Below are 25122 nucleotides of genomic sequence, written 5' to 3' on the forward strand. Positions count from 1 at the left end.
CCGGCGTGGCGGTGAACGAGGCCATGCTGCACAGCATCCCTGTCAGCACGGGCGTACGGCACGCGACACGGCGTTGTCCGCGTCACCGGCCGCTGGAAGGGCGATTCTGCTGCCTCGTCCCTGCGGCCTGCTCGCCGGTAGGGGGGACGGCGGGCACCGGCTGATGCCGGGTTCTGATCGGGCGGTCGGTTCTACCCCTGGTACTCGGTGAGGTCGATCCCGTACACCCCCAGGTCATACCCGTGGATCGGGTGCTGCACGGTGCCTTCCGCCTGCATGCCGAGCTTCCCGAGCACGTTCACGGATGCGGTGTCGCCGGTGCGGCACACGGCGGCAACCCGGTCGATGCCGCGGTCCTGCAGCGCGAACTCCAGTGCGGCATGGGCGGCTTCGGACGCGTATCCCTGGCCCCAGAACGCCCGCCCGAGGCGCCAGCTGATCGCCACTTGGTCGGCGATCTCGGCCGGAGCGTCCGCGACGTACAGGCCGACCGCGCCGGCCAGTTCCCCGGACCCGAGGAGTTCGACCGCGAAGATCCCGAAACCCTCTTCGTCCCACTCCTCCTCCCACGCCTCGATGTCCTCGGCGGTCTCCTCCAAGGAGCGCGGCCTACCGTCGCCGATCCATCGCATCACCGCCGGATCGGCCTGGATCTCGGACAGGGGGACGAGGTCGTCGTCCAGCCATCGGCGCAGGACAAGACGGGGGGTGCGGATCTCACTCATGGCCCTATCCTGCCGACGCCGCGCCGTGAGCGCGAATGGCGGTGCCGTTCAGAGGCGACGACGTCCTGTGCGCGTGAGTGGTCGTCGTGCGCGACGCCGAGCTGGGTGGCCAGGTCGACGTTGTCGAAGGCGGCGCGGACGACCCCGGGAACGGCGCACACCTCGTGGGCCCGCTCGATACCGAGGGCCGTTTCGACCAAGGGGACGAGGGTGCAGCAGGCGGCGATATCCGCGAGGAGGACCGGGGCCTCGGCCTTGGGCACCATGACCGGGCAGCCGTACTCGGTGACCGCCGCGAGATCGGCGTCGTACCACGGCGTTTCGGGCGGGTTGATCCGTACGACCGCGCGATTGCCGAGGGCGAGCCAGGCAGCCGCGTTGTCGCGGGCGTGATCCTTGTCGCCGGGGGCGACGGCGTCTTCCAGGTCGATGATGACGAGGTCGGCGCCTGAGGAGGCCGCCTTGGCGAAGCGGTCGGGCCGGTCGCCGGGCACGAACAGCAGAGTCCGCGCGGCGGCGATGCGGTCACTGTCCGGGTTCATGCGAGGGTCACCTCGGCGGTGGCGTGCCGGGCTTCGCGGTGGGTGGCGATGTGCAGGTCCGCGTGCCCGGCGGAGGGCGTGCCGTCGGCGAGGAGGTGCTCGCCGACGAATGCCGGCCGGTGCAGCCGGTAGGACAGCGACCGTACTTGCCGCTCCGGGGCGTTTCTGCGGACCGGTTCCAGCATGAGCAGAGCCAGCAGGGGCCCGTGGACGACGAGGCCGGGATAGCCCTCCGTGTCGCGGCAGTAGGGGGTGTCGTAGTGGATGCGGTGGGCGTTGGCGGTGAGTGCGCTGAACCGGAAGAGCAGGGTCTCGTCGGGGTGCAGACGCAGCTGCCACGGCCCCTCGGGCTCCGGGACGGCCGAGTCGTCGAGCGTGGACGGGTGCCTCGGTGCGGAGCCGTCGCCCGACCTGTAGACGATGTCCTGCTCCTCGACCAGGCAGATGCGGCCGTTCTGCCGGAACTCCTGGCGTTCGGTGACGAACAGCAGCTCGCCGCTGCGGCCCTGCTTGGGGGCGACCGCGGCCAGGCTGCTGACGCGTTCGGCCGGCTCGCCGAGGCGCAGTGGCTCGGTGATCTCGCTCCGTCCGCCGGCGAACATGCGCCGACGGCGGGGGATGGGTGGCAGGAAGCGGGCGTCGCGCAGATGTCCGTCGGGGCCGAGAGCCTGCTGGGCCGGCCAGTGCAGGAAGTAGAGCCACTGCCACAGCGGGGGCAGCGGGTCACCGGACTTGGCGGCGGCGTCGGGGAGGTCCAGCAGTGCCGACAGGGCCGCCGCCGGAGCGGGCGACAGGGCGTCCTCGTCGGTGGCCGGTGCGGGCTGCCATGACTCCACGTAGGAGGCGAGAGGTGCGGGCATGGGCTTCGTTTCCTTGTGCGGCGAAGGAGTGGTGGTCAGGTCAGCGGGGCGGTCGTCGGCGCGGTGGGAGTCGCGGAGGCCGGCCCGGTTGCCAGGAAGGCGGCGCGGGGGCGTGTGTCTCCTCCATGCCGCACATCATGGGAGCTGATGGATGGCGTTGAACAATAGAAAGATGTGATCTCGGTATGTCTCGCCCATATGACCGGACCTCCGGTGACTAGACCTCCGGTCGCAGGCCGTCGCTGAGGAATGCCGTGACCATCGCACTCGCCTCCGCACGGCATTCCTCGAAGTAGGCGTGACGGGCGCCGGGGAAGACGTGGGTGCGTGAGCCGGGGATGCGGGCGGCGAGCAGGAGGAGGTTGTCGGGCGGGGTGAGCCGGTCCTGGTCGCCGTGGAGGATCAGTGTCGGAGCGCTGATCGCGGGCAGGACGTCCCAGGCGTCGTGCCGGTTGCTGGCCAGCAGGTGGCCGCGCCGGGCGTGCGGGGGCATGCCGGGGTCGCCGAGGGTCGTGTACGGGCCGGGGTGGCCGGCGAGCCAGGTGGGGGAGTACATCAGGTCGATCAGCGCCTGCTGTACGGCCTCGGGGTCGGGTTGGGCAAGGGCCCGCCGCACCGAGACGTCCCGCTCGACGGCGTGCGAGCCGCCGGGGGAGGTGCACCCGAGGATGAGCCGCCCCACCCGCCCCGGATGGTCGGCGGCCACCCACTGGGCGACCCGTCCGCCCATGGACGTGCCGTAGACGTCGGCGCGCTCGATGCCCAACTCGTCGAGGACCGCGATCACGTCGTCGGCGAACTGCCGGGTGGAGTAGCCCTCTTGGGGCTTGTCGCTGACTCCCGTGCCCCGGTAGTCGAGGGTGATCGTGCTGTGCCTGGTGTGGAAGTCCGTGCGTATGCCCTCCCACCAGCGGTGGTTGTTCGCCTGTCCGGCGAGGAGCACGAGAGGAGGCCCGGAGCCCTCCCGTTGGTAGGCCAGTGCGGTGCCGTCGTGGGCGCGGGCGAAGCCGTTCCGGTGTCGAGTGGTGTCGCTCATGGGGGCTCCGCTCTGGGGTTGGGGTGTGGCTGGGTGCGCTGTCACTGGCCCTCTGGCTCCGTCTCCGTACGTGTGTGCGTCTGGGGCTGCAGGGAAGGCCATCTGCCCTGACTCACGGCCGTGTCGATCTGCCGTACGAGTTCCCGCGCGACGACCTCCACGGCGGGCGGCGTCCGGCGGGACCGAGCGGTGGCGAGCACGACGGAACGCCACACGTCGGGCTCGCACAGCGGCGCGGCACTCAGCGTGCCGTTCGCGACGTCCTCGGCGATGCCGATACCCGGCAGGACGGTCCAGCCGTGCCCGGCCAGGACGAGCTGTTTCTGTACCCGCATGGAGTTGGTCTGCACGGCGATGTCCATGGCGGTCCGGGCCCGCGTCGCGGCGGCGTCGATCAGGGCGCGCAGGGCATGGCCGGACGTGGGCATGACGAGCGGATGGGTCGCCGCCTCGGTGAAGGGCACGGGGCGATCGGCCCGTAGTCCGGCCGAGGGCGGAGCGACCGCCCAGAGGTGCTCCCGCAGCAGCGGACGGGCGTTGAGCGACGGCGTGCTGTCCAGGTTGTAGAGCAGGGTCAGGTCCAGGTCCCCGGCGTCCAGCCACTGCTGCAGGTGCCCGGAGTACGCCGTCATCAGGCGCAGTTCGATGCCGGGATGGTCCCTGGTCAGGGCGGAGACGAGAGGCTCGGCCAGCAGATCGGTCGTGCTCTCCAGCAGGCCGACGGTGACGATACCGGTCACCGCGCCGGGGGTGGGCTGGACCTCGGCGCGGGCCCGCTCCAACTCGTTCAGGGCGCGCCGTGCCCGGTCCACCATGATCACCCCGGCGTCGGTGGGCCGCATGCCCTGCCGGGTCCGCTCGAAGAGCGGCACGCCGAGTTCCTGTTCCAGGGTGCGGATCTGCCGGGTCACAGCCGGCTGCACCAGGTGCAGCAGTTCGGCGGCCCGGGTGACGCTGCCCGCCTCGGCTACCGTGACGAGCGCTTTGAGCTGTTTGACGTCCACGGTTCTTCCACCACCATCCGCACCGGGCATGGCGCCATCAAGAATTGCTATTTCACTCAGGTTGTCATCAGTGCCCACGATGTTACTCGAGCGGGTCGAGCCCAGTCCTGGAGGCCAACGCATGACCGAGCACCCCGAAACGCTGCCCCTGTCCGGCATCACCGTCGTGAGTGTCGAGCAGGCGGTGGCGGCCCCCTTCGCCACCCGCCAGCTGGCCGACCTCGGAGCCAGGGTGATCAAGGTGGAGCGTCCGGAAGGCGGTGACTTCGCCCGCAGGTACGACACGACCGTGCACGGCGAGTCCAGCTACTTCGTCTGGCTCAACCGGTCGAAGGAGTCCCTGACCCTCGACCTGAAGTCGGAGCGCGGTCGGCAGATCCTGGAGCAACTCCTCGCCCGCGCGGACGTGTTCGTGCAGAACCTGGCGCCGGGAGCGGCCGCGAGGATGGGCCTGGGGGCGGAGGCGCTCCGCGAGCGTTTCCCGTCGTTGATCCCCTGCTCGATCTCGGGCTACGGCTCCACCGGCCCCTGGGCCGGCCGCAAGGCGTACGACCTGCTGGTGCAGTGCCAGACCGGGCTGGTCTCGCTCACCGGGAGCCCGGACGAGCCCGCCCGCGTGGGGATCTCGATCGCCGACATCGCCGCCGGCATGTATGCCTACTCGGGCATCCTCACCGCCCTGCTCACCCGGGCCACCACGGGCATCGCCCGATCGGTCGAGGTCTCGCTGTTCGAGGCGCTCGCCGAGTGGATGGGCCAGCCCGCCTACTACACCCGCTTCGGCGGCAGCCAACCCCCGCGGGTCGGCACCCAGCACGCCACCATCGCCCCGTACGGCGCCTACCCCTGCGCCGACGGCAAGGAGGTCCTGTTCTCCATTCAGAACGACCGCGAGTGGGCCGCCCTGTGCGAGCGCTTCCTCGAAGCTGACGGCCTCGTCGCCGACCCGCGCTTCGCCACCGGCTCCGCCCGCGTGGCCCACCGCGACGAACTCAACGCGATCGTGGCCGAACGCTTCGCAGAGTCGGACAGCGACGAGGCGATGAAGGCGCTGGACGCGGCGGGCATCGCCAACGCCGGGGTCAACGACATCGAGGACTTCCTGGCCCATCCCGTGCTCAGCGCCCGGGGCCGGTGGCGGGACGTGCCGATTCCCGGAGGTGTGGACGTGCCGGCCCTGGTTCCGCCGGCGGACCTGGCAGGCGTGACACCCCGCATGGACGCCGTCCCGGCCGTGGGCGAGCACACCGAACCCGTCCTTGCCGAACTGGGCTACGGCCCGGCCGAGATCGAGGCCCTACGAGCCGACCGAGTCCTCTGACGCCGGTCTCACTGTGGTCACTTTGGTTACTTTGGTCATTTTTTTCATTTAGGGGGCAAAGCATGAGCACTCTCGACATCCTGTCCGAGGACGAGCAGTTCATCGTCAGGACCGTGCACGACTTCGTAGACAAGGAGGTCAGGCCGGTCGTCCAGGAGCTGGAGCACGCCAACACCTACCCCGAAGCGCTGATCGAGCAGATGAAGCAGCTCGGCATCTTCGGTCTCGCCGTCCCCGAAGAGTACGGCGGCACGCCCGTCTCCACCCCCTGCTACGTCCTGATCACCGAGGAGCTGGCGCGCGGCTGGATGAGCCTGGCGGGTGCGATGGGCGGGCACACGGTGGTCGCCAAGCTGCTGCTGCGGTTCGGCACGGAGGAGCAGAAGCGGCGGCACCTGCCGAGGATGGCCACCGGCGAGGTCCGGGCGACCATGGCGCTGACCGAGCCGGGCGGCGGCTCCGACCTCCAGGCCATGCGCACGGTCGCCCGCAGGGACGCCGACGGCTATGTGGTCAACGGGTCGAAGACCTGGATCACCAACTCCCGCCGGTCCGGCCTGATCGCCCTGCTGTGCAAGACCGATCCGGACGCCACCCCCGCCCACAAGGGCATCTCCATCCTGCTCGTCGAGCACGGTCCCGGACTGACGGTCTCGCGTGACCTGCCCAAGCTGGGTTACAAGGGCGTGGAGAGCTGTGAGTTGTCGTTCGAGGACCACCGGACGTCCGCCGACGCCGTACTGGGCGGTGTGGAGGGCAAGGGTTTCGCGCAGATGATGAAGGGCCTGGAGACCGGTCGCCTCCAGGTCGCCGCCCGAGCCCTCGGCGTCGGCCGGGCGGCCCTGGAGGACGCGCTCGCCTACGCCCAGGAGCGGGAGTCGTTCGGCAAGCCGATCTGGCAGCATCAGTCCATCGGTAACTACCTGGCCGACATGGCGACTTCGCTCACCGCGGCCCGCCAGCTCACTCTGTACGCCGCACATGAGGCCGACGCCGGACGCCGGGTGGACATGGAGGCCGGGATGGCGAAGCTGTTCGCCTCCGAGACCGCCATGCAGATCGCCCTCAACGCGGTCCGGATCCACGGGGGTTACGGATATTCGACCGAGTTCGACGTGGAGCGCTACTTCCGGGACGCTCCGCTGATGATCGTCGGCGAGGGCACGAACGAGATCCAGCGCAACGTCATCGCGAGCCAGCTGGTCAAGCGAGGAGGACTTGATGCGTGAACATCGTCGCCCTGCCGTCCCCGGGGTGAGCAGCGGCCTGCCGTTCCAGAGGTGAGCACGGGTCGAAGATCCCCGGAAAACCGGGCCTGGATGTCGGTTATCCAGGTTTCGGCGGGCCGTGGCTGGATTCGGAGGACGGGCGGGACCGAGGGTGGTCGCCGTCAGCCAAGCCCAGGGCCCAGCGCCCGTCCGCCCAGCGCCCCGGCGCTGCAAGGGAGAGTCTTCCGTGAACGCCACGACCACGGCGAACGCACCGCAGGAACGGCGGGCCGCCACGCTCGTCATGGCCTGCGTCGGTGTGTTCGTCGCCTATCTGCCGGTGACCACCGTCTCCGCGAGCCTGCCCGCCGTCCAACGGGCTCTCGACGCCTCGACCTCCCAACTGTCCTGGGTCTCCGATGCCTTCGTCCTGCCCATGGCGGCCCTCATCCTCACCGCCGGCGTCTTCGGCGACGTCCACGGCCGCAAGAAGGTCTACCAGGCGGGCCTCGCCCTCAGCGGCCTCGGCGCCGTCGTCGCGCTGTGCGCGCAGAACGTCCAGGTCGTCTGGGCCGGCCAGGCCCTGGCCGGGCTGGGCTCGGCCGCGCTGCTGCCCACTACCCTCGCCCTGATCAGCCACGCGGTGCCCGATCCGCGTGAGCGCGGCAAGTTCATCGGCCTGTGGGCCACCGCGCTCACCGCCGCCCTGGCTTTGGGCCCCGTCATCGCCGGCACCATCCTCGACCACTTCGCCTGGCGCTGGATCTACCTCCTGCCCGTGCCCGCGTCGCTCCTCGCGATGGCCTGCGCCGCGAAGCTGCTGACCGACTCCCGCGCGCCGGGCTCGCGTCGGCTGGACTGGCCGGGCCAGATCACCGCCGCGCTGGCGATCACCGCCCTCGTCTACGGGATCATCGAAGGCGGCGCCACGTCCTTCACCGACGCCAAGGTCGTGGTGGCGCTGTCGATCGCCGCGGTCAGCGCCGTCGCGTTCGTCCTGGTGGAACGCTCCAGTGCCGACCCCATGCTGGATCTGACCCTGTTCCGCAGCCCGGCCTTCACCGCCACCACGCTGATCGCCATGATCAGCTTCCTGGGCCTGATCGGGTTCTTCTTCGTCCTCAGTCTGTACTTCGGCATGGTCCAGCAGCTGTCCACGCTCGACGCGGCCTGGCGTCTGCTGATGGTGTCCATGGTCTGCCTCGTGCTGGGCGCCCCCGTCGGCCGCCTGGTCCACCGGGTCTCGCCACGGGTGCTCATCCCCGGCGGCCTGCTGGTCAGCACCGCCGCGCTGCTGTCCCTCACCGACATCGGCGTGCACACGTCCTTCGGGTCGCTGGCCTGGCGGCTGGCCCTGCTGGGCCTCGGCATGGCCTTCGTCATCACCCCGATGACCGCCACCGCGGTCAGCTCGGTGCCCTTCCACCAGGCGGGCATGGCCGCGGCCGGCAACAACGCCTTCCGTCAGGTCGGCGGTGCCCTCGGCCCTGCCATCCTCGGTGCCCTGCTCTCCACCAAGGCTGTCGGCGCCCTGCCCGGCCACCTCACCGACGCCGGCCTGACCGGTCAGACCATCCAGCATGTGAAGACGGTCGCCGACCACGGCGGTATCGGCGCCGTGGGCGGGCTCGACCTCGGCGCGGACACGCCCCGCGTCCTGGGCGCGCTGTCCGAGGCCTTCCTCGACGGCCTGCACCTCTGCCTGGTCGTCGCCGCCGTGCTCACCCTGCTCGCCGCCGTCGTCGGAGCGCTCCTGCTGCGCCGCCCGCACCACACGGCACCGACCAAGGTCGCCGGCCCCCGCGCGGCCGCCGCTGCCGAGGGCCCCGCCGCTGCCGCGTCCCAGGGACACGGCGAAGCCCCCTTCCTGGCGGGCAACCACACCGCAGGGTGATACCCGACGTACCGGGCCGCGAGCGTACCGAGCGAAACGCCGACCTGGTACCGGCGCCGTCCGTGGGGACGGGCACGGCGCCCCACCCGGGGCCTGGGACCACGCATGATGGACCCGGGCCCCGCCACACGGCGGGAGCGCCGATTCCCGGCGACGCCACGCGCCCCCCCCGCACCATCGACCGACGACCGCAAACCAGCCCTGAACCAGGAGGGCCGCCGTGGACTCCCAGCCCCTCGACGCACTGGACCTGAAGCTGCTTCAGGCCCTGCAACTCGACGGACGTGCGCCGTTCAGCCGCATCGGCGAGGTGCTCGGAGTGTCCGACCAGACGATCGCGCGACGCTTCCGGCGGCTGCGCACCACGGCCGGCCTGCGGGTGGTCGGCGTGGTCGACGAGAGCAGGCTCGGCCGTACCGGCTGGATCGTCCGGCTCCGCTGCACGCCCGACGTGGCCGACCAGCTGGCGAACGCCCTGGCCCGCCGCTCCGACACCTCCTACGTCAACTTGATCTCCGGCGGCACCGAGGTCCTGTGCGCCATGAAGCCCCGCAGCCGACAGGACCGCGACGAACTCCTCTTCGACCGACTGCAGCGCACCCCCCGGGTCGTCTCCGTCAGCGCCCACTGTCTGCTGCACATCTTCTACGGCGGCCCGCTCGGCGGGCTGGACAAGATCCAGGCACTCGATCCCGACGAGGCGGAGGCGCTGCGTCCGCCGAGGGTCGAGCCGGACGACGCCCTGATCCGCCTCGACGAGGACGACGAGGCCCTGGTGGCCCTGCTCCGTCGCGACGGGCGGGCCACGTTCAGCGAGCTGCAGACCGCAACCGGTCAGTCGGAGTCCGTCGTCAAGCGACGCGTGGAACGGCTGCGCGCCTCGGGGGCCCTCTACTTCGATGTGCAGCACGACAGCGCGTCCCTGGGGCTCGGCGTCGGTGCGATGCTGTGGCTCACCGTGGCGCCTTCCGCCCTCGCCGACGTCGGGCAGGCGCTCGCGGAACACCGCGAGGTCGTCTTCGCCGCGGTGATCACGGGACAGGCCAATCTGGTCGCGTCCGTCGTCACCTCCGGCACCGGCGAGCTCTACCACTACCTGAGCGAGAAGATCGGCGCCCTCCAGGGCGTCCAGACCGTCGAAACGACCCTCACTCTGCGTCAGGTCAAACAACTGACGTACGAACCCACCCGCTGACCCCTTCGGATGATGCACAGGGCGGCCACCTGCGCGATGGGCGGTGTTCCCGCACGCAGCAGCCGGGCCGCCTGCTCCGGGACTGGGTGGCCTGCGTGGTCCGCCCCGTCACCGGGCATGTGGAGGCTCTGGGAGCGCCCAGCTGGTACGGCCGGTTCATCGCCCAGGTCACGGTCGGCCCGGCCCTGCGCGCGGTCACGGCCGAGGAGTTCGAACCATCTTCCTCATCGGCGCCGCAGTCGCCGCCGTCGGCATCGTCGCGGCGGTCCTGCTGAAGCCGGTCACCCTGCGGACCAGCCTCGACAAGCCTGAACCTGCATCAGCAACTGCCGACGAAGCGGCGGACCGGGCTTCGGCCCGTGACCAGAGGGCTGCCGCGTCCGGACCGTACGAAACGGTTCCCGCATCTGACGATGTGCGACCCGATCCGCACCGGCGAAGCTCACACCGGACGTGCCCGTGTGGGCTTACCTCGTCGGCAGGATGATGGCGGAGGGGTGTTCCGGGTCGTGGAAGACCTGCTGGTCGGCGGCGCGGAGGGTGGTGGCGGTGGCGCGGGGTTCGCCGGTGCCGGGGTTGCGGTTGAAGCGGGGGAAGGCGCCGCTGGAGACCTGCACGCGGATGCGGTGGCCGCGTTTGAAGCGGTACGCGGTCGGCCAGAGCCTCACTACTGCCGTGGAGGTCTCATCGGCACCTGTGAGGCTGGTCAGGCCGTCGCACACGTTGGTGGAGCGGCCGTCGGCGTCGACGCAGAGGCGGACGAAGACGTCGGCGTGGGGCAGGCTGGAGCGGAAGAAGATCTCGGCGCGGACATCACCGATGACCTCGACGTCCTTGTCCAGTAGGGGAGTTGTGTAGGTGACGACGTCGGGCCGGGCTTCGAGCGCCGCGTTGTCGACGCGGCCGGACTTGACGCCGAAGGCCAAGCGGACGCCGCCGACGGAGGGGGTGGGGTCGGCGGGGTCGTAGCGGTAGCCGTCGGGGAGTGAGTCGGCGGGCGTCTCCGGCGAGAGGGCGCCGCCCGGCTGGAGATGGAACCGCTGGGGCTCGAATCCCGGCGGTGGCCAGAAGGGGAAGTCGCGCCACTTCTCCTCGCCCATGACGAACAGGCGTACCGGGGCGCGTTCGGCCGGTTCCTGGCCCCGCGCCAGGGTCAGGCCGAAGTCGAGGGCCTCGGTGAAGGCAGCGTGTCCGATGCCCATGGAGGTGTGGGTCCAGGGGCCGACGGTGAGGCGGAGCGGGGCGCGCCCGGCGTCCTGCAGGACGCGGTGGTCGCGGAGCTGGCCGGGCAGGAAGATGTCGTACCAACCGCCGATGCTGCTCACGGGCACATGGATGTCACCGACCCGGTGGCGGTGGTCGATGCCCTGCCAGAACGGCGCGTCGGCATCGTGGACGAGGATGTTCTGGACGTAGTCGTAACGGTGCCCGATGGCGGCGGTGTCGGCCTGGTCCAAAGGCAGTGTGTGCACGGCGCGTTGGACCTTCTTCGCGGCCAGCATCTGGCGTGGCAGTGCGAATCGGCGTTCTTGTCCTGCGACCTGGACGGCCCAGCCGAACGGGGTCTCCAGGGAGAAGCCGTCCGCGCGGAGGAATTCCAGGGTGAGGGCCGATTCGGAGACGATCGGGATCATGGCCTTGACCTGGGGTGGTACGGCGTCGGCGACCGCCCACTGGACGAAGCCGAGGTAGCTGGGGCCGTGCAGGATCATCGACTCGCCGAACCAGGGCTGCCTGATCACCCAGTCGATGGTGTCGAGGCCGTCCTCGCGTTCGCGGCGCAGGGGGTCCCAGGGACCGTCGGAGCCGAAGGTGCCGCGGGTGCTCTGGATGAGTACCTGGAAGCCTCGTTCGGCCAGCGGCCGGACCATCGGGCCCGCGGTCGCGCCTGCCCTGCCGTAGGGGACCCGGATGAGTGCGGTCGGCAGGCCGTCGCCTCCGGACCTCGGGGTCCAGCGGTCGGCCAGCAGGACTGCCCCGTCGCGCATCGGGACGCGCAGGTCGTGTTCGACCGTCAGGTTCCTGGTGGCGGGTGGGGGCAGGTGCAGCATGCGCTGGATGAGGTGGCTGCTGAGGTTCATCGGGGGTGGCCTCCGGGTGTGGGGGCGAGGGAGGTGGTGTGGCCGCGGGTGAGCACAGCCGAAAGGCGCAGCAGGCGGTCCGCCAGTTCTTCGGGGTCGAGGGGGTCGTCCGCGTCGATCAGCCAGTCGTGGACGATCGTGCCGCTTCCGCCCGTGATCAGTGCCGCCAGGTCCTGTGCGGTCGCCTCGTCGAGGTCGCCGAACACCTCCCGCAGGCCCTCCATGGTGATCAGCGATCCGAACAGCCTGTTCAGAGCCCGGGTCATGGGGAAGGCACACGATCCGGTGAGCATCGCGCGGTAGAAGGGCCGGTGCCGGGCGTGGTGCCGGGCCATCGCCAGGATGCGCGTGCGTCGCGGTGCGCCCACGTCCCCGACTTCGGGCAGGAGCTCCCGTTCGACCACCGCCGGCGTGGTGCGTGGTCGTACGGAGGACGGTCTGGCACGGTCTCCACCCGCGCGTTGATCACGCGAGCGCCGATCTTCACGTCCTTCGCCCACGACGGCACCAGACCCCAGCGCAGCGGCCGCAACTCCCGCTGCGGCGACACAGCGGCTTCCTTCTCGCGTGGGGCGCGCTCGAGGACGGCCCACACGTCGTCGGTCGGGGCGACGTTCCAGCTCGGCGCCAACGCCTCCTACGGGCGCCAGTCGGTGACCTGGAACAGCCGCACCAGATCCTCCGGGCTGCGGGTGGAGACACAACGGCCGCACATACGGCCACTGTGCCACCGGAGGAGCCGAGCTTCGCGCACCTCGTGCTCCACTCCGGGCATCGATCCGCACGGGAAAGCGGATTTCTTGACAATTCAGGGCTTTGGTTCCTATTCATATCCCTAGAGAGGTTTGCCCCATATCGCCAGGTGGGAGCTCCCTGGGGAGCGGGACAGCGCACAGCTGGAGGAGAGGACCATGGCACGGGCAGTGGGAATCGACCTCGGCACGACGAACTCGGTGGTCTGCGTGCTGGAGGGCGGCGAGCCCACGGTCGTCACCAACACGGAAGGGTCGCGGACCACCCCCTCAGTGGTCGCCTTCGCCAAGAGCGGCGAGGTGCTGGTCGGTGAGGTGGCAAAGCGCCAGGCCGTCACCAATGTGGAGCGCACCGTGCGCTCGGTCAAGCGGCACGTGGGCGAGGCGCAGTGGCGCTTCCCGGACACGGGGAGCATCGACGGCAAGCGGTACACGGCGCAGGAGATCTCCGCGCGCGTGCTGCAGAAACTCAAGCGGGACGCGGAGGCGTACCTGGGTGAGGACGTCACGGACGCGGTCATCACCGTTCCGGCGTACTTCAATGACGCGCAGCGCACCGCGACCAAGGAGGCCGGGGAGATCGCCGGGCTGAAGGTGTTGCGGATCATCAACGAGCCGACGGCCGCGGCGCTCGCGTACGGCTTGGACAAGGAGAACGACCAGACGGTTCTGGTATTCGACCTCGGTGGCGGCACCTTCGACGTGTCCCTGCTGGAGATCGGTGAGGGCGTGGTCGAGGTCAAGGCCACCAATGGCGATACGCACCTGGGCGGTGACGACTGGGACGAGCGGATCGTCGACCACCTGGCCAAGCAGTTCAAGAACAACTACGGCGTCGACCTGGGCAGGGACAAGATGGCCGTCCAGCGGCTGCGGGAGGCCGCCGAGCGGGCGAAGATCGAGCTGTCGTCGTCCTCGGAGACCACGGTCAATCTGCCCTATGTCACCGCGTCGGCCGAGGGCCCGCTGCACCTGGATGAGAAACTCACCCGGGCCCAGTTCCAGCAACTGACGGCGGACCTGCTGGAGCGCTGCAAGGGCCCGTTCCACAACGCGATCAAGGATGCCGGGATCAAGTTGTCCGACATCAGTCACGTCATCCTGGTCGGCGGATCCACACGGATGCCGGCGGTGACCGATCTGGTGCGCGAGCTGACCGGCAAGGACCCGCACAAAGGCGTGAACCCGGACGAGGTCGTGGCCGTGGGTGCCGCCCTGCAGGCCGGTGTCCTCAAGGGTGAGGTCAAGGACGTCCTGCTGCTCGACGTGACCCCGCTGTCCCTCGGTATCGAGACCAAGGGCGGCATCATGACCAAGCTCATCGAGCGGAACACGACGATCCCGACCAGGCGCTCGGAGATCTTCACCACGGCCGAGGACAATCAGCCGTCCGTGCAGATCCAGGTCTACCAGGGTGAGCGCGAGATGGCGGCCTACAACAAGCGGCTCGGGATGTTCGAGCTGACCGGTCTGCCGCCGGCCCCGCGTGGTGTCCCGCAGATCGAGGTCGCCTTCGACATCGACGCCAACGGCATCATGCACGTCGCGGCCAAGGACCTCGGCACGGGCAGGGAGCAGCGCATGACGGTCACCGGCGGCTCGGCTCTGCCGAAGCAGGACATCGACCGCATGATGCGCGAGGCGGAGCAGCACGCTGAGGAGGACCGGCGCCGCCGTGAGGCCGCCGAGGCCCGCAACCAGGCGGAGCAGGTCGCCTACCAGACCGAAAGGCTGCTCGCTGACAACGCCGACAAGATCCCCACGGATGTCAGGAGCGAGGTCGAAACCGCCCTGTCGCAGCTGAGGGAGACCCTCAAGGCAGAGCACGCCGGCAGCGACGACACGGTCGCCCTGCGCGAGGCGACCGAGAAGGTGATGGTGGCGGCTCAGAAGGTCGGCACCGCGATGTACGCGCAGGCGCAGGGCCAGGGAGGCGCCGCCACCGGCGGTGCGGGCGGTGCCACGGCAGGTGACACAGGCCAGGACGAGGATGTGGTGGACGCGGAAATCGTCGACGACGACAAGAGGCAGGAGGGTGCGTGATGCCCCGCCCCGGCGAACCCGACCGGTCTTGCGAGCGCCCGCTGGTGATCGTCGGGAGCGACTGGCGGCAACCGGGCGGAACCCTGGAGCCTCGGCGCCACGGCGACATCGAGCCTGCCCGGCAGCCCGCCGAGGCCCCCTCCGAGGCCGATGTGCTGCGGACCCGGTTGCGTGAGCGGACGGCTGACCTGCAACGGCTGCGATCGGAGTACGACAACTACCGCAAGCGGGTCCGCCGCGACCGCCGCGCCGTGGGCGAGGTCGCGGTGGCCAACGTGCTCACCGGGCTCCTCCCCGTCCTCGACGCCTTGGACGAGGCCCGCGCGCACGGTGTGGTCACCGGCGGCTTCCGGCATGTCGCCGACCTGCTGGAGACCGAACTGACGGCCCTGGGCCTCGAAGCCTTCGGTACACCGGGAGATCCCTTCGACCCCGCCCTGCACGAGGCCGTGTCCTGCGTTCGCGCCGGCCATGTCGATCGGCCCACGTGCACCACGATCCTCCGCCCCGGCTACCGAGTCGGCGACCAGATGCTACGCCCGGCACTGGCAGAGGTCACCGAACCGCCGGCCGACTAGAAGGCTGATGAAGCCTGGCATCGAGGCAGTGTTGCGACCGCGTCGGCTGCTTCCTGGGCGACGCGGGCGATGAGACGTTCCAGCGCGGCCCGGCTTTCGGCGGGGCCAGTGATGCCTGGTCGGCCAGCGAGGCCAGCCTCCCCTCCATTCGGTTGATCAGGTCGGCGACGCCGGACGGCAGCGGCACCCTTCGCGGTTCGACCTCCCGGATACGTGTCCTCCAGTCGCTGTGCGTCAGCGAGGTGCCGAGGTCGTACAGGCCGCCGGCGGTCGGCTGCGCCCAGTCGATCCACGATGGGCGGCAGCCTTCGGCCGGCGCTTGGGCGCGTTGCCGTCGGCGAGGACCGTGCCGCGAAGCCCTCGTGGGACTCTCCGAACTCCTCATGCCTCCACGCTCTTGCCCCTTCGCTCCCATGCCACGCTCCGGCACACCGGGGCCGGAACGCCGTGAGCGGTTCCCTTCGGCTCCTCACCGCTCGGGCTGGGCCACCATCGGGTCGCCGCTCGGGGGCCGGGGCGCCGCGCGGTGGCGACGGAGGCCCAGCGGGCTGAGTTCGAAGGCCAGCCGGCCCAGTGCAATGAGGGCGCCCTGCCCGAAGACGAGAATCAGCCATGCCCCGTCGCCCCAGTACCAGTTCTCGGTCCAGGGTCGCGTGATCGCCAGTGTTGCGATGACATGCGCGACGGCGACGACGATGCCAGTCCGCCGCTGCCGGGGACAAAGAAGGGGCAGCATCGCCCAGAGCGCGGAGACCAGCACCAGCCAGGGGGCGACAAAGGCCAGACCGAACATGACAGACCTCGATATCGGTAGAGAGCGCAGTGCGGCTACCGTCGCAGCGGCGGGCCCGCGGTACCAGCCCGGCGGAATATCGTCCGGATCACGATGTGGTCTGGGCGGCCTGTCACATGCGTGGGCACCGACTGGATTCGAATCGAGCGCGACGCGCGCGAGCTTGCTGAGGTCAGCGGCCTGACCGAGGTCCCGGAGGCGGCCACCTGCACCTGGCGGGCGGCATCGTACCGACCGTGGTGTGGTCGAGGGAGCCGTCGCGCTCCGCCTCCTGCTGCGCTCGCTCCGCCCTCCCGCATGGTCACCATGCCCGCTCTGGGGAGTGCCTGGGCCGTTTCAGCAGCGTGGTCTACGCGACGGCTCCGTCATGGGCGGATGCTCACCTTTGGGGTTCGTCTAGGGTGGCCCGGTGGGGACTTGGCTACGGGAACGGTGGGGCGGACAGCCGCTGTGGGCGAGATGGGTTCTCGCGGTGTACTTGATCGGCTTCCTTGAAGGAACCTGTGCTCATCTTCGCGACTTGGCCCGTGGCGGGGTTCACGCTTATGCGTCGTTTCCACAGGTTCCCTTGCGGGTGTTCTTCTTCGGCTTGGTGGTCCTCGACCCGCTGACTGCCGTGCTGGTGGGACTCCTGCGGAGGGAGGGCGTCTGGCTGGCGGGTACCGTGATGGTGATGGACGCCTGCGCGAACTGGGTCGGCAACTGGCAGTGGGTGCAGGACGATCCCGCAGGTCTGTTGCATCCCGTCGGTCTGTTGCCCATCACCCTCTTCGGCCTGTTCGTCGTCGCGTTCTCGGTTCCTTTGCATCGCACCGCTGCCGGAGCGGCGGGCAGGGCCCCAGGGCGGTGACGCCACCGCCCCCGGATCATGAACAACAAGGGGGAAGCCATACCGGAACCGGAGGCCGACGGCGTCAGTTGAGGTGGCGGCGCATCCACCAAGCGCAGAGGATTCCCAAAGCAACGGTGAGACCGAGGTGGATCCCTGTCGAGGCCCGGCGGCGGCGCAGAAGGTCGATCGCGTCGGCGTCGGTGGCTTCCTCGGCCGGCTCCGGAACAACAGGGCCGCGACGAGTAGGCCCGACGTTGAATCTACAGCAATGTAGAAGATTGTGAGGGTGAGGCGGCCCCATATCACTACGATGGGGCGGTGGTTGAGCGCTTACCGGTTGGGAGGGCGCAGAGCACGGCAGGTCAGGGAGGCGGCAGCGTGGGCAGGCAGGACAAGAGCGGCGGTCCGGGGGCGGACACACCTGCCCGTCGGCGCGGTCAGGGCGAACTGGAGGCCCAGGTGCTGTCCGCCCTGCGCGAGGCGCCGGAGCCGGTCACGGCGGGCTGGGTGCGCGAGCGCCTGGGCGGCAACCTCGCCTACACCACCGTCATCACGATCCTGACCCGTCTCCAGGCCAAGGCCGTGGTCACGCGGGAGCGGGCCGGCCGGTCCTTCACCTGGACGGCCCGCTCGGACGAAGCGGGCCTGGCCGCGCACCGCATGCGCCGTGTTCTGGACGGTGAGGCCGACCGCGAGGCCGTCCTGGCGAGCTTCGTCTCCGGTCTGCCGCCGCAGGACGAGGAACTGCTGCGCAAACTCCTCCAGGAGACGGAAGGCAGCGACCGGCCGGAGCGCGGAGAGGGCCAGGAGAGCTGACCCATGGGCGTGTTCGTCTTCCTGCCACTCGTCCTGCCGCTGACCGCATGGCCCATCGCTCGGCTGGCCGAACACCGCCTGCATCCGCGCCTGGCGACCCGTCTGCTGTCCGCCGTCGCCGCCGTCCTGGGCCTGTGCAGCAGTCTGTGCCTGGGACTACTGGCGATCGTCGGCACCGCTCAACTCCCGGGCAACCCGCTGCCGGACGCCTGGGCCGATCCGGAGGTGCGGGCGGCCGTGCCGCACGACGAGGTGGTCGGCAAGGGCGCGGTCGCCGTCCTCGCCGCCGCGGCCGCGGCCTGCACGGCCCTGCTGCTGCGCCACCGCCGGGTGCGCCGCCGTACCGCACGGGCGCTGCGCGGACTGCCCGCCACCCAGGTTGCCGTCCTCCCGGACGACATCCCGTACGCCCACACCCTCCCCGGGCGTGGGGACACGGGCCGGATCCTGGTCTCCACCGGCATGCTGGGCGGCCTCACCTCCCGCGAGCGGCGCGTCCTGTTCGCCCACGAACGCGCCCACCTCACCGGCCACCACCACCGCTACCTGCTGTTCGCCGGGCTGGCGGCCCGGGCGAACCCGTTCCTGCGCCCGCTACGCACCGCCGTCGCCTGCACCGTGGAGCGCTGGGCGGACGAGGAGGCGGCCGCAGCGGTAGGTGACCGCCGGACCACCGCCCGCGCGATCGCCAAAGCCGCCCTCATCTCCCGCCGGGCACCCGCCTCCACACTGGCCGGCCTGGCCGCCGTACCGGGACCGGTACCGCGCCGGGTGGCGGCCCTGCTGGGGCCGGCCCCGGCCGCGCGCACCTGGCCGCCGATGTTCACCTCCGTGGGCATGGCCGCCTGGACCGCTGCCGTCGGCGCAGCCCTGTCCGCGATGTCCTCGGCGAACTCCGCGGTGACGATGTTCCTGATCCTCAAGGCGGCGACGCCGCTGTAGGGCGGCTCACGCGGGCCAAGCCTCGGGGAGCCGGGTAGACCGATCAGAGGTCGAACTCGTGCGGCGGCAGGTCGAGGGTGAAGCACGCCTCCCGTACGACGGCTTGCTCGGTCTTGTCGAAGTCGCCGTCGGCGCCGCCGATGACGATGCCGATCTGGATGACGGCCCGGGCCTCGGCGGGCTTCTTCTTCGCCTTGGCGATCTCCTGCAACACGCTGACCTTGCCGAAGGCGAAGTCGGCGGTCAGCTTGTTGAGGTTGTCGTCGAAGCGCCGCTGAAGATCCGTGGCGTCGAAGTTCTGCAACACCTCGTTGGTGGCGATCAGCTGGGCCACGCGCTGCCGCTCGGCCGGATCGATGGTGCCGTCCGCCGCCGCGACCAGGGCGCACATCGCCATGCTCGCGTCGCGGAAGGCGCCGCTCTTGAGGTCGTTCTTCTTCGCCACGAGCTGGGTCTGCATCGTCGACGCGGACTCCTTGATGCGGTCCCACAGGGCCATGAGAACTCCAGACGTTCGTCATCAGAGGCCCGCCCGCCCCGGCGGCGGCCGATGCCCCATCGCTATCTACAGCACCGTAGAAACTAGCGACCCGCTGGATAAGTTCCGACCGTTTCCTGGAAGTTCATCGCTACAGAGGGGGACGGCTGGCCGGCCCCGAGGGCGCCGACCGATTCCTGCAGACGATCCGTGCCTGACAGCGCGACCCGGGTCTCTGAGGAGGCGACCGGGATCTGCGCGACGAGCTCCACGATGCAGTGGGCGGCGAGTTCGGGTTCGCTCCGGAGCGGTCGGACATGTCCCACAGCACCACGTCACGCACCACGTCACGGATGGTGAGCAGGCTGTGGCCGCCGCCTGCTCGTTCTGCGGCTGCCGATCTGGCCGCCCCGCGTCTTCTGCTCGACGACGTCGACGGTGCAGCCGAGGCCCTCGCGCCGGTCCGGGAGTTATCGGTCGGCCAGTGCAACACCGGCATCGTCGTACGGACCGCCTGCATCGGACGGCATGGTGGGCGATGAGTCACCGTTTTCGGGTACACGGTGAGAAAAGCACTATCCGCAGCGGGAGGCGGTCATGCTTGTCCTCGGCATTATCCTGCTGGTCGTCGGCTTCGTCACCGGCATATCAATCTTGTGGACCATCGGCATCATCCTTGCCGTGGTCGGCGCTGTTCTCTGGATCTTGGGCTCTACGGGGCACGCGGTTGCCGGCCATCGGCACTATTGGTGATCGATTCGGCAGTGCCTCCACAGAGGCGTCTGTGTTTCTTCAACACGAACAGGGAGCTTGGCGGGCGGTCCTGGAGCTGGTTACGGCCATACCCTGGCCGGCCGCCGCGAGGGTGTGCTCACCACCCGGGGAAATCGGGCCGCGAGGGACTGCTGGAAGAGGCCCTGCGGCCCGTCGGTGAGCGGCGGCTCCGCACGTTGCTGCTGTGCCTGGCCGCCGGGTGGCGGCGGACACGGACCTCGTCTCCTCGTCGGCGTGAGCAGCGTTCTGGAACCTCAACGTGCCGTCCGCCAGCACCTGCGCGAGCGCGGCTTCCGCAAGTGGCTCTCCCTGCCTGGCGGATCAGCGGGGCCACCACCGGCGGCGTCGGGGCAGCCGTGGCGGCAGGCCGTCTGCCTGTGGGCCAGGGAGAGCCCCCGGGCCCGAAAGCCGCAGGTCCGGGAAGCGGTGCCCGGAGCCCGGGGCTGCTGCTGGCGCGGGACAGCCTCCGGGCCGCCGGTCAGGTGCTCGTCGTCATCCGAACTGGCCGGGCTGGTAGTCGCCGGCGGGCTGCTGGAGGATGACGTTCATCCGGTTGAAGGCGTTGATGAGGGCGATCTGGGACACCAGGGCGGTGAGCTGCTCCTCGTCGTAGTGCTTGGCGGCGTTCGCCCAGGCCTCGTCCGTGACCCCACCGGCCGCGTCGGCAAGGCGGGTGCCCTGCTCCGTCAGCTCCAGCGCGGCGCGCTCGGCATCGGTGAAGACCTTGGCCTCCCGCCACGCCGCGACCAGGTTGAGGCGCACCGAGCTCTCACCGGCGGCTGCGGCGTCCTTGGTGTGCATGTCGAGGCAGAAACCGCACCCGTTGATCTGACTCGCGCGGATCTTCACCAGCTCCTGCGTCGCGGCAGGAAGCGTCGAGTCCGAGACCACCTTGCCTGCCGAGACGATGTGCTTCAGGAACTTGCCTGCGGTCGGGCTGCCGAAGACGTTCAAACGGGCATCCATGGCGCACTCCTCTGCCGTTGTTGGTGGCTACACACCCATGACGGAACGGCTCGGCGCGGTGTGACATGAACGAGTGTGACGCGCGTCTCTCCCACCCGTGCCGCAGGAGCGAGTACCCACAACGAAGTTCAGCACCGCTGCCGAGACGCCGCCCCGCCCCTCTCTGGTCCGTCCGGTGATCAATGGCCTGCCAGGCTCGGAGGAGGCGCGCCGTTGCCTGGACGGTGGTGTTGGATCATGCCTGGTGGCAGGTCGCGACCGCGCCGTCGACGGAAGAGCGCCCGAGCGCTCTCCCGCGCCCGCGGCCCCGCCGAACGTCGCGAGGCACGTCGGAAGTCCTGGCGGATCCTCCGCAGAGCACGGTGCGGCCCGAATCGAATGACGTAAGTCGCGAAAGTCGGCCTCACCTGGAAGCGGTGCTTGTCCAGTCGGGTTGGCGCCGTGTGACCACGTGGGTGCTGCTGCCGTAGGAGATGTGCCCGGCTCAACGCGCCGGGCCGTGTTCGCGCTCCCGCGGAACTCCGACAGGCCCAGGCGGGAGTGGGGCGGCAACCTTTTCGTTTCCTGCGGCCACCGAGGAGTGCAACATCGACTCGATCTTCCGAACGGATGGACATGAGGGCAACGAGGCGGACCGCGCGGAGTAGCAGGCGCAGCCTCGGGCTGATGAAGGTCACTCCTTTGGCGCTGATCGCCGCGGGCGTTCTCGCCTGCCTGGTCATGGCGTTCCTCCCCGACGGCAAGGCCCGTGCCGGGCATGCCGCGGCCGCGCCCGTCGCCGGCACCGGAGTGACCGCACCGACCGTGACGGCGTCCCCGACCGCGGACGGATCCCCGACTACGGCGACGTCCCCGACCGCGGCGGGGGCCCCGACCTCCGCGGCTGGTGCGAGCACCGCAGCGGCGCAGCCGTCGGCCACGGGGCGGACGGCGTCCGCGGTGGCATCGTTGGCGGGACGGATTCAGCCCAAGGTCACCTACCAGGGAATGGCCACCTCCTACGATGCCGGGACCGGCGACGGCGCCTGCCTGTACGGCCCGACCGATGACCTCATGGTCGCGGCGATGAACCACACCGACTACGAGTCCGCCAAGGCCTGCGGGGCGTACGTGGTCGTCCGTACGGCCGGCGGCGCTTCTGTCACAGTCCGGATCGTCAACGAATGCCCATTGCCCTGCGCACCCGGGCAACTCGACCTCAGCGCACAGGCCTTCGCCGAACTCGCCGACCCCTCGCTCGGCCGGATCCCGATCACGTGGAAGCTGCTGAGCCCCAGCACCTCCGGCACCGTCTCCATCCGGTACAAGACCGGGTCCAGTCGTTGGTGGTGCGGCATTCAGGCGATCGGCCACCGCAATCCGGTGGCGCGGATCGAGGTCCGCACCACCAACGGCTGGCGGCAGCTGCCCCGTACCGACTGCAACTACTTCATCTCCGCCGACGGCAGCGGGTGTGGCGACACGATCAGGATCACCGACATCTACGGAGAACAATTGACAGTCAACGGGATCGAGCTGCGGCCGAACGTCGTGCAGCCGACCCGGGTCCAGTTCGCCCAGCACTGACCCCGCCGCCCGTGGACACAAAACCGTGGTGGTCGGGCCGCCACGGGACCGGCCGAGAGCATGGTGCTGTGGCTCGCCGGCCCGGGGCGGTACGTCCACGGCGAGCCGGTCTGTGACGTCCAGGTGATCGCATCGAGCACCTATGCGCTCGCGGCCCGAGTGCTCGCCTCCTGTCCGTCGGAAAAAGTTGACGCGTCGGAATTTTCCGACCTATTGTTGTGGCATGCCAACGGACGTGTTCGGCGTGCTGGCCAATCCGGTGCGCCGCAAGCTGCTCGAATGCCTGCGCGAAGGTCCACGGGCCACAGGTGATCTGGCCAGCCTGTTCGAAGTAGGGCGCCCGGCGGTCTCCGAACACCTGGCGGTGCTGCGGTCCGCCGGTCTGGTGCGCGAGGAGCCCCGCGGCAGGCAGCGGTTCTATCACCTCGAGCCGGAGGGGCTCGCCGAGGTCGGCGAATGGCTGCACCCGTTCGAGCACTACTGGAAGCAGCGACTGCAAACGCTGGCCGACGTACTGGACGAGGAGAACACCCCATGACCGAGCATGCCGTGATCCGGTGCGAGCAGTACCTGACTCACCCGCCTGCTGCGGTGTGGACCGCACTGACCGACCCCGGACTTCTCGCCCGCTGGTGGGTCCCCGGCGACATCAAGCCGATCGTCGGCCACCGTTTCACCCTCGACATGGGCAACTGGGGCGTACAGCCCTGCGAGGTGACTGAGGTCGATCCCGAGCGGCTGCTGCGCTATCGGTTCGCAGAAGGATCGCTGGACACCACGATCACCTGGCGGCTGGAGCCGGACGGCCAGGGCACCCGCTTGCTGCTCGAACACGCCGGCTTCGACCTCGACTCTCCGCTGGGTCAACACGCCTACCAGGGCATGGGTGAGGGCTGGCCGCACGTCGTCGCTCGTATCGACACGGCCCTGGCCAACCCCGCTGCCTGACCTTGGACATCCAGGAGATCGTCGAGCTGTGTCGGCGGGGTGACCGCTCGGTCGGCCAGGTCGCCAAGGGCTTCGACCCGACCGAGACCGCGGTACGCCACTGGGCAAGCGGGCTGCAGACCGAGGTCGATGCCGGCGCCGCGAACGGGCCATGCCCAGGAAGTAGCCGACCGCCGCCGACACCTGCGCGAGACCGGCACGTCGTCGGCCGCTACGTGGCCCAGTTCCGCGACGGCACCGGCGCGCCCGCCGCCGCAGTGATCTCCGCTCCACGGGCAATCACATCCTGGACCATGCGCCCCGTGAGACCTCAGCGAAGGCGGGCATGATCAGCGGTGTTTGGCCTGTCATCCGCAATCGTCAAGTTGACCTGCGTAGACGCCGGCGGCGTCGCGGATTCCGGGACCTGAGAGGCGGACTGCCGTTGAACGGGTTGGCCACATGTCTGGGGCCGAGCGTCTCATCGCTCAACCGCCACATGAAGGGCTCAGTCGGGCTGGCTTTGGGTGCCTCGGCGGGTTTGAGCCATCCACTCCGGTGCCGGCTCGGCGTCGCCGTATCCGTCGTGCCAGTTCCACCATTCGTACGGCGGGGTCTGGGGATAGCCCTCGGGTGAGTCCTCCCATGTCTCCTGCCGCCCGAGCGCAGTGATGTCGAGGTAGCTCCAGGTGCTCCCCAATGCCTCGTCACCGCGGGCGTTGATGAAGTAGGTCCGGAACACTCTGTCGCCATCGCGGATGAACGCGTTCGTGCCGTGCCACTCGTCCACACCGAAGTCGGTGTCGAAATCGTCGTTGATCGTGTACCAAGGCATCGTCCAGCCCATCCGCGCTTTCACACGCTCGATCTCCGGCTGCGGCGCGCGCGAGACGAAGACGAGAGTGGTGTCGCGGGCGTTCAAATGAGCAAGGTGGCCAACATGGTCAGCCACCATGGAGCAGCCGCGGCAAGCGTGGTCAGGCCAGCCGAAGACGTCGGGATCGAAGAAGGCGCGGTAGACGATCAGCTGGCGACGGCCCTCGAAGAGGTCAAGCAGACTCGCCTTGCCCTCGGGTCCGTCGAACTCATACTCCTTCTCCACTGCCAGCCACGGCATCCGCCGGCGTTTGGCGGCCAGTGCGTCACGAGCGCGGGTCAACTACTTCTCCTCCACGAGAAGTTGCCGGCGTGCAGCTTCCCACTCTTGCGGCGAAACGATCGGGGGTGTCTTCATTGCTACGTTCACCTTCCAGTTCAGTCCGAGCCCACTCGTGGGGGCAGGGGGGTGAGCCTGGCGCTGCTCGGCAGGCCCCCTACATCCAGGGTCGGCGGCCACCGGCATGGGCGCATGCCGATACCCAAGAAATCAAACACGTAATCGATATCTGGTGTTGGTGAGCCCCGCCGGGCGTGGCGCTCGGTCGCAGTGCCGTTGGGGCGCCGGTTCGCGACCTGGGGTTCCTGGGCGCCGGCCCGAGCGACACACCCGCATTCCCCGTGCCCGTGGTATTCATTCGGTGGTGCTCTTGAGGTGCCAAATGTCTGCGAGTGCCGAGGTGGTGAACATCAGTCGCTGCATCAGGTGCTCGGCGGCCGTCATGCAGACGGTCGGCGGCCATGTGTCAGCCCGTGCTCCTCGGCGGGGGCGGACGCGCCAGGTTTCGTGCGGCTCCCGCATCCGGGGACGACCAGTGTGTCGGCAACGGCTGAATTTGGGGCCAGTTCGAACGGTTCAATCGTGAGCCACCGTGCGGCCTCGGTGGTTCGTGTCAGTTGTTGTCGGTGGCCG

The 25122-nt window shown here is 69.8% G+C and carries 24 protein-coding genes and 2 pseudogenes; 14 read left to right on the forward strand and 12 right to left on the reverse strand.

Going from position 1 to position 25122, the window contains the following annotated elements:
* Window positions 1-191: 191 nt before the first annotated feature.
* The 5 genes from ABT114_RS41720 to ABT114_RS41740 all read right to left on the reverse strand — a co-directional run bounded on the left by ABT114_RS41720 (window position 192) and on the right by ABT114_RS41740 (window position 4167).
* On the reverse strand, window positions 192-725 hold the full coding sequence (locus ABT114_RS41720) for a GNAT family N-acetyltransferase (RefSeq protein WP_351149915.1): 534 nt from the start codon (window positions 723-725) through the stop codon (window positions 192-194).
* Window positions 722-1267 (reverse strand): HpcH/HpaI aldolase/citrate lyase family protein, encoded by a 546-nt coding sequence (locus ABT114_RS41725; RefSeq protein WP_351149917.1) that lies wholly within the window; start codon window positions 1265-1267, stop codon window positions 722-724. Before ABT114_RS41725 ends, ABT114_RS41720 begins: the two co-directional genes overlap by 4 nt.
* Window positions 1264-2127: an HTD2 family dehydratase gene (locus tag ABT114_RS41730; protein ID WP_351149920.1), complete on the reverse strand. Its 864-nt coding sequence runs from the start codon at window positions 2125-2127 to the stop codon at window positions 1264-1266. The genes ABT114_RS41725 and ABT114_RS41730 overlap by 4 nt, the downstream gene beginning before the upstream one ends.
* A 217-nt stretch (window positions 2128-2344) precedes the next feature.
* A complete protein-coding gene (locus ABT114_RS41735; protein ID WP_351149923.1) occupies window positions 2345-3163 on the reverse strand; it encodes an alpha/beta fold hydrolase in 819 nt (272 codons plus the stop codon).
* 41 nt (window positions 3164-3204) lie between these two features.
* Entirely contained in the window at window positions 3205-4167 is a 963-nt protein-coding gene (locus tag ABT114_RS41740; protein ID WP_351149925.1) for a LysR family transcriptional regulator, read from the reverse strand.
* A gap of 121 nt (window positions 4168-4288) precedes the next feature.
* On the opposite strand from ABT114_RS41740, the gene ABT114_RS41745 reads away from it, so the two are divergent.
* From ABT114_RS41745 to ABT114_RS41765, 5 genes are all read left to right on the forward strand, one after another.
* A complete protein-coding gene (locus ABT114_RS41745; protein WP_351149927.1) occupies window positions 4289-5488 on the forward strand; it encodes a CaiB/BaiF CoA transferase family protein in 1200 nt (399 codons plus the stop codon).
* A 62-nt stretch (window positions 5489-5550) separates the two neighbouring features.
* Window positions 5551-6717, forward strand: a complete 1167-nt coding sequence (locus tag ABT114_RS41750; RefSeq protein ID WP_351149930.1) for an acyl-CoA dehydrogenase family protein — start codon at window positions 5551-5553, stop codon at window positions 6715-6717.
* A gap of 226 nt (window positions 6718-6943) precedes the next feature.
* A complete protein-coding gene (locus ABT114_RS41755) occupies window positions 6944-8590 on the forward strand; it encodes an MFS transporter (protein WP_502988489.1) in 1647 nt (548 codons plus the stop codon).
* A gap of 220 nt (window positions 8591-8810) precedes the next feature.
* Window positions 8811-9785, forward strand: coding sequence for an Lrp/AsnC family transcriptional regulator (locus tag ABT114_RS41760; RefSeq protein ID WP_351149933.1), 975 nt, complete (start codon window positions 8811-8813; stop codon window positions 9783-9785).
* A gap of 95 nt (window positions 9786-9880) precedes the next feature.
* The gene (locus tag ABT114_RS41765) at window positions 9881-10060 is read left to right on the forward strand and encodes a hypothetical protein (protein ID WP_502988490.1); all 180 of its coding nucleotides are present in this window, start codon (window positions 9881-9883) and stop codon (window positions 10058-10060) included.
* A 192-nt stretch (window positions 10061-10252) separates the two neighbouring features.
* Here ABT114_RS41765 and ABT114_RS41770 read toward each other — a convergent pair whose 3' ends face one another.
* The 3 genes and pseudogenes from ABT114_RS41770 to ABT114_RS41780 all read right to left on the reverse strand — a co-directional run.
* Window positions 10253-11866 (reverse strand): CocE/NonD family hydrolase, encoded by a 1614-nt coding sequence (locus tag ABT114_RS41770; RefSeq protein ID WP_351149936.1) that lies wholly within the window; start codon window positions 11864-11866, stop codon window positions 10253-10255.
* On the reverse strand, window positions 11863-12270 hold the full coding sequence (locus ABT114_RS41775; protein ID WP_351149988.1) for a TetR-like C-terminal domain-containing protein: 408 nt from the start codon (window positions 12268-12270) through the stop codon (window positions 11863-11865). Before ABT114_RS41775 ends, ABT114_RS41770 begins: the two co-directional genes overlap by 4 nt.
* A pseudogene (locus ABT114_RS41780) lies at window positions 12270-12581 on the reverse strand (SOS response-associated peptidase family protein); the annotation flags it as partial. The pseudogene ABT114_RS41780 and the gene ABT114_RS41775, both read right to left, overlap by 1 nt.
* 196 nt (window positions 12582-12777) lie before the next feature.
* On the opposite strand from ABT114_RS41780, the gene dnaK reads away from it, so the two are divergent.
* A complete protein-coding gene (gene dnaK, locus ABT114_RS41785) occupies window positions 12778-14661 on the forward strand; it encodes a molecular chaperone DnaK (protein ID WP_351149939.1) in 1884 nt (627 codons plus the stop codon).
* Window positions 14661-15239 carry a nucleotide exchange factor GrpE gene (gene grpE, locus ABT114_RS41790; protein ID WP_351149942.1) on the forward strand — a complete coding sequence of 193 codons (579 nt, stop codon included), beginning with the start codon at window positions 14661-14663 and terminating at the stop codon, window positions 15237-15239. Before dnaK ends, grpE begins: the two co-directional genes overlap by 1 nt.
* Before the next feature lie 469 nt (window positions 15240-15708).
* Here grpE and ABT114_RS41795 read toward each other — a convergent pair whose 3' ends face one another.
* A complete protein-coding gene (locus ABT114_RS41795) occupies window positions 15709-16032 on the reverse strand; it encodes a hypothetical protein (protein ID WP_351149945.1) in 324 nt (107 codons plus the stop codon).
* Between the two features lie 472 nt (window positions 16033-16504).
* Here ABT114_RS41795 and ABT114_RS41800 point away from each other — a divergent pair, with 472 nt between their 5' ends.
* From ABT114_RS41800 to ABT114_RS41810, 3 genes are all read left to right on the forward strand, one after another.
* The gene (locus ABT114_RS41800; RefSeq protein WP_351149948.1) at window positions 16505-16882 is read left to right on the forward strand and encodes a hypothetical protein; all 378 of its coding nucleotides are present in this window, start codon (window positions 16505-16507) and stop codon (window positions 16880-16882) included.
* 360 nt (window positions 16883-17242) lie between these two features.
* On the forward strand, window positions 17243-17680 hold the full coding sequence (locus tag ABT114_RS41805) for a BlaI/MecI/CopY family transcriptional regulator (protein WP_351149951.1): 438 nt from the start codon (window positions 17243-17245) through the stop codon (window positions 17678-17680).
* Between the two features lie 3 nt (window positions 17681-17683).
* A complete protein-coding gene (locus tag ABT114_RS41810) occupies window positions 17684-18622 on the forward strand; it encodes a M56 family metallopeptidase (RefSeq protein ID WP_351149954.1) in 939 nt (312 codons plus the stop codon).
* A 43-nt stretch (window positions 18623-18665) separates the two neighbouring features.
* Here the strand turns inward: ABT114_RS41810 and ABT114_RS41815 are convergent, their stop codons facing one another.
* Window positions 18666-19121: a tellurite resistance TerB family protein gene (locus ABT114_RS41815; RefSeq protein WP_351149957.1), complete on the reverse strand. Its 456-nt coding sequence runs from the start codon at window positions 19119-19121 to the stop codon at window positions 18666-18668.
* A gap of 576 nt (window positions 19122-19697) precedes the next feature.
* On the opposite strand from ABT114_RS41815, the gene ABT114_RS41820 reads away from it, so the two are divergent.
* A complete protein-coding gene (locus ABT114_RS41820; RefSeq protein ID WP_351149960.1) occupies window positions 19698-19853 on the forward strand; it encodes a DUF6131 family protein in 156 nt (51 codons plus the stop codon).
* Between the two features lie 513 nt (window positions 19854-20366).
* Here ABT114_RS41820 and ABT114_RS41825 read toward each other — a convergent pair.
* Complete coding sequence (locus tag ABT114_RS41825; RefSeq protein ID WP_351149962.1) at window positions 20367-20840, reverse strand: carboxymuconolactone decarboxylase family protein; 474 nt, start codon at window positions 20838-20840, stop codon at window positions 20367-20369.
* A gap of 666 nt (window positions 20841-21506) precedes the next feature.
* On the opposite strand from ABT114_RS41825, the gene ABT114_RS41835 reads away from it, so the two are divergent.
* The 3 genes from ABT114_RS41835 to ABT114_RS41845 all read left to right on the forward strand — a co-directional run bounded on the left by ABT114_RS41835 (window position 21507) and on the right by ABT114_RS41845 (window position 23354).
* Window positions 21507-22406, forward strand: coding sequence for an expansin EXLX1 family cellulose-binding protein (locus ABT114_RS41835; RefSeq protein ID WP_351149965.1), 900 nt, complete (start codon window positions 21507-21509; stop codon window positions 22404-22406).
* A gap of 223 nt (window positions 22407-22629) precedes the next feature.
* On the forward strand, window positions 22630-22944 hold the full coding sequence (locus ABT114_RS41840; protein ID WP_351149968.1) for an ArsR/SmtB family transcription factor: 315 nt from the start codon (window positions 22630-22632) through the stop codon (window positions 22942-22944).
* Window positions 22941-23354, forward strand: a complete 414-nt coding sequence (locus ABT114_RS41845; RefSeq protein ID WP_351149971.1) for an SRPBCC family protein — start codon at window positions 22941-22943, stop codon at window positions 23352-23354. Before ABT114_RS41840 ends, ABT114_RS41845 begins: the two co-directional genes overlap by 4 nt.
* 487 nt (window positions 23355-23841) lie before the next feature.
* Here ABT114_RS41845 and ABT114_RS41850 read toward each other — a convergent pair.
* Window positions 23842-24567, reverse strand: a pseudogene (locus ABT114_RS41850) (DUF899 domain-containing protein).
* Between the last annotated feature and the right edge of the window lie 555 nt (window positions 24568-25122).

It is taken from the genome of Streptomyces sp. NPDC002088 (assembly GCF_040296605.1).
Classification (GTDB): domain Bacteria; phylum Actinomycetota; class Actinomycetes; order Streptomycetales; family Streptomycetaceae; genus Streptomyces.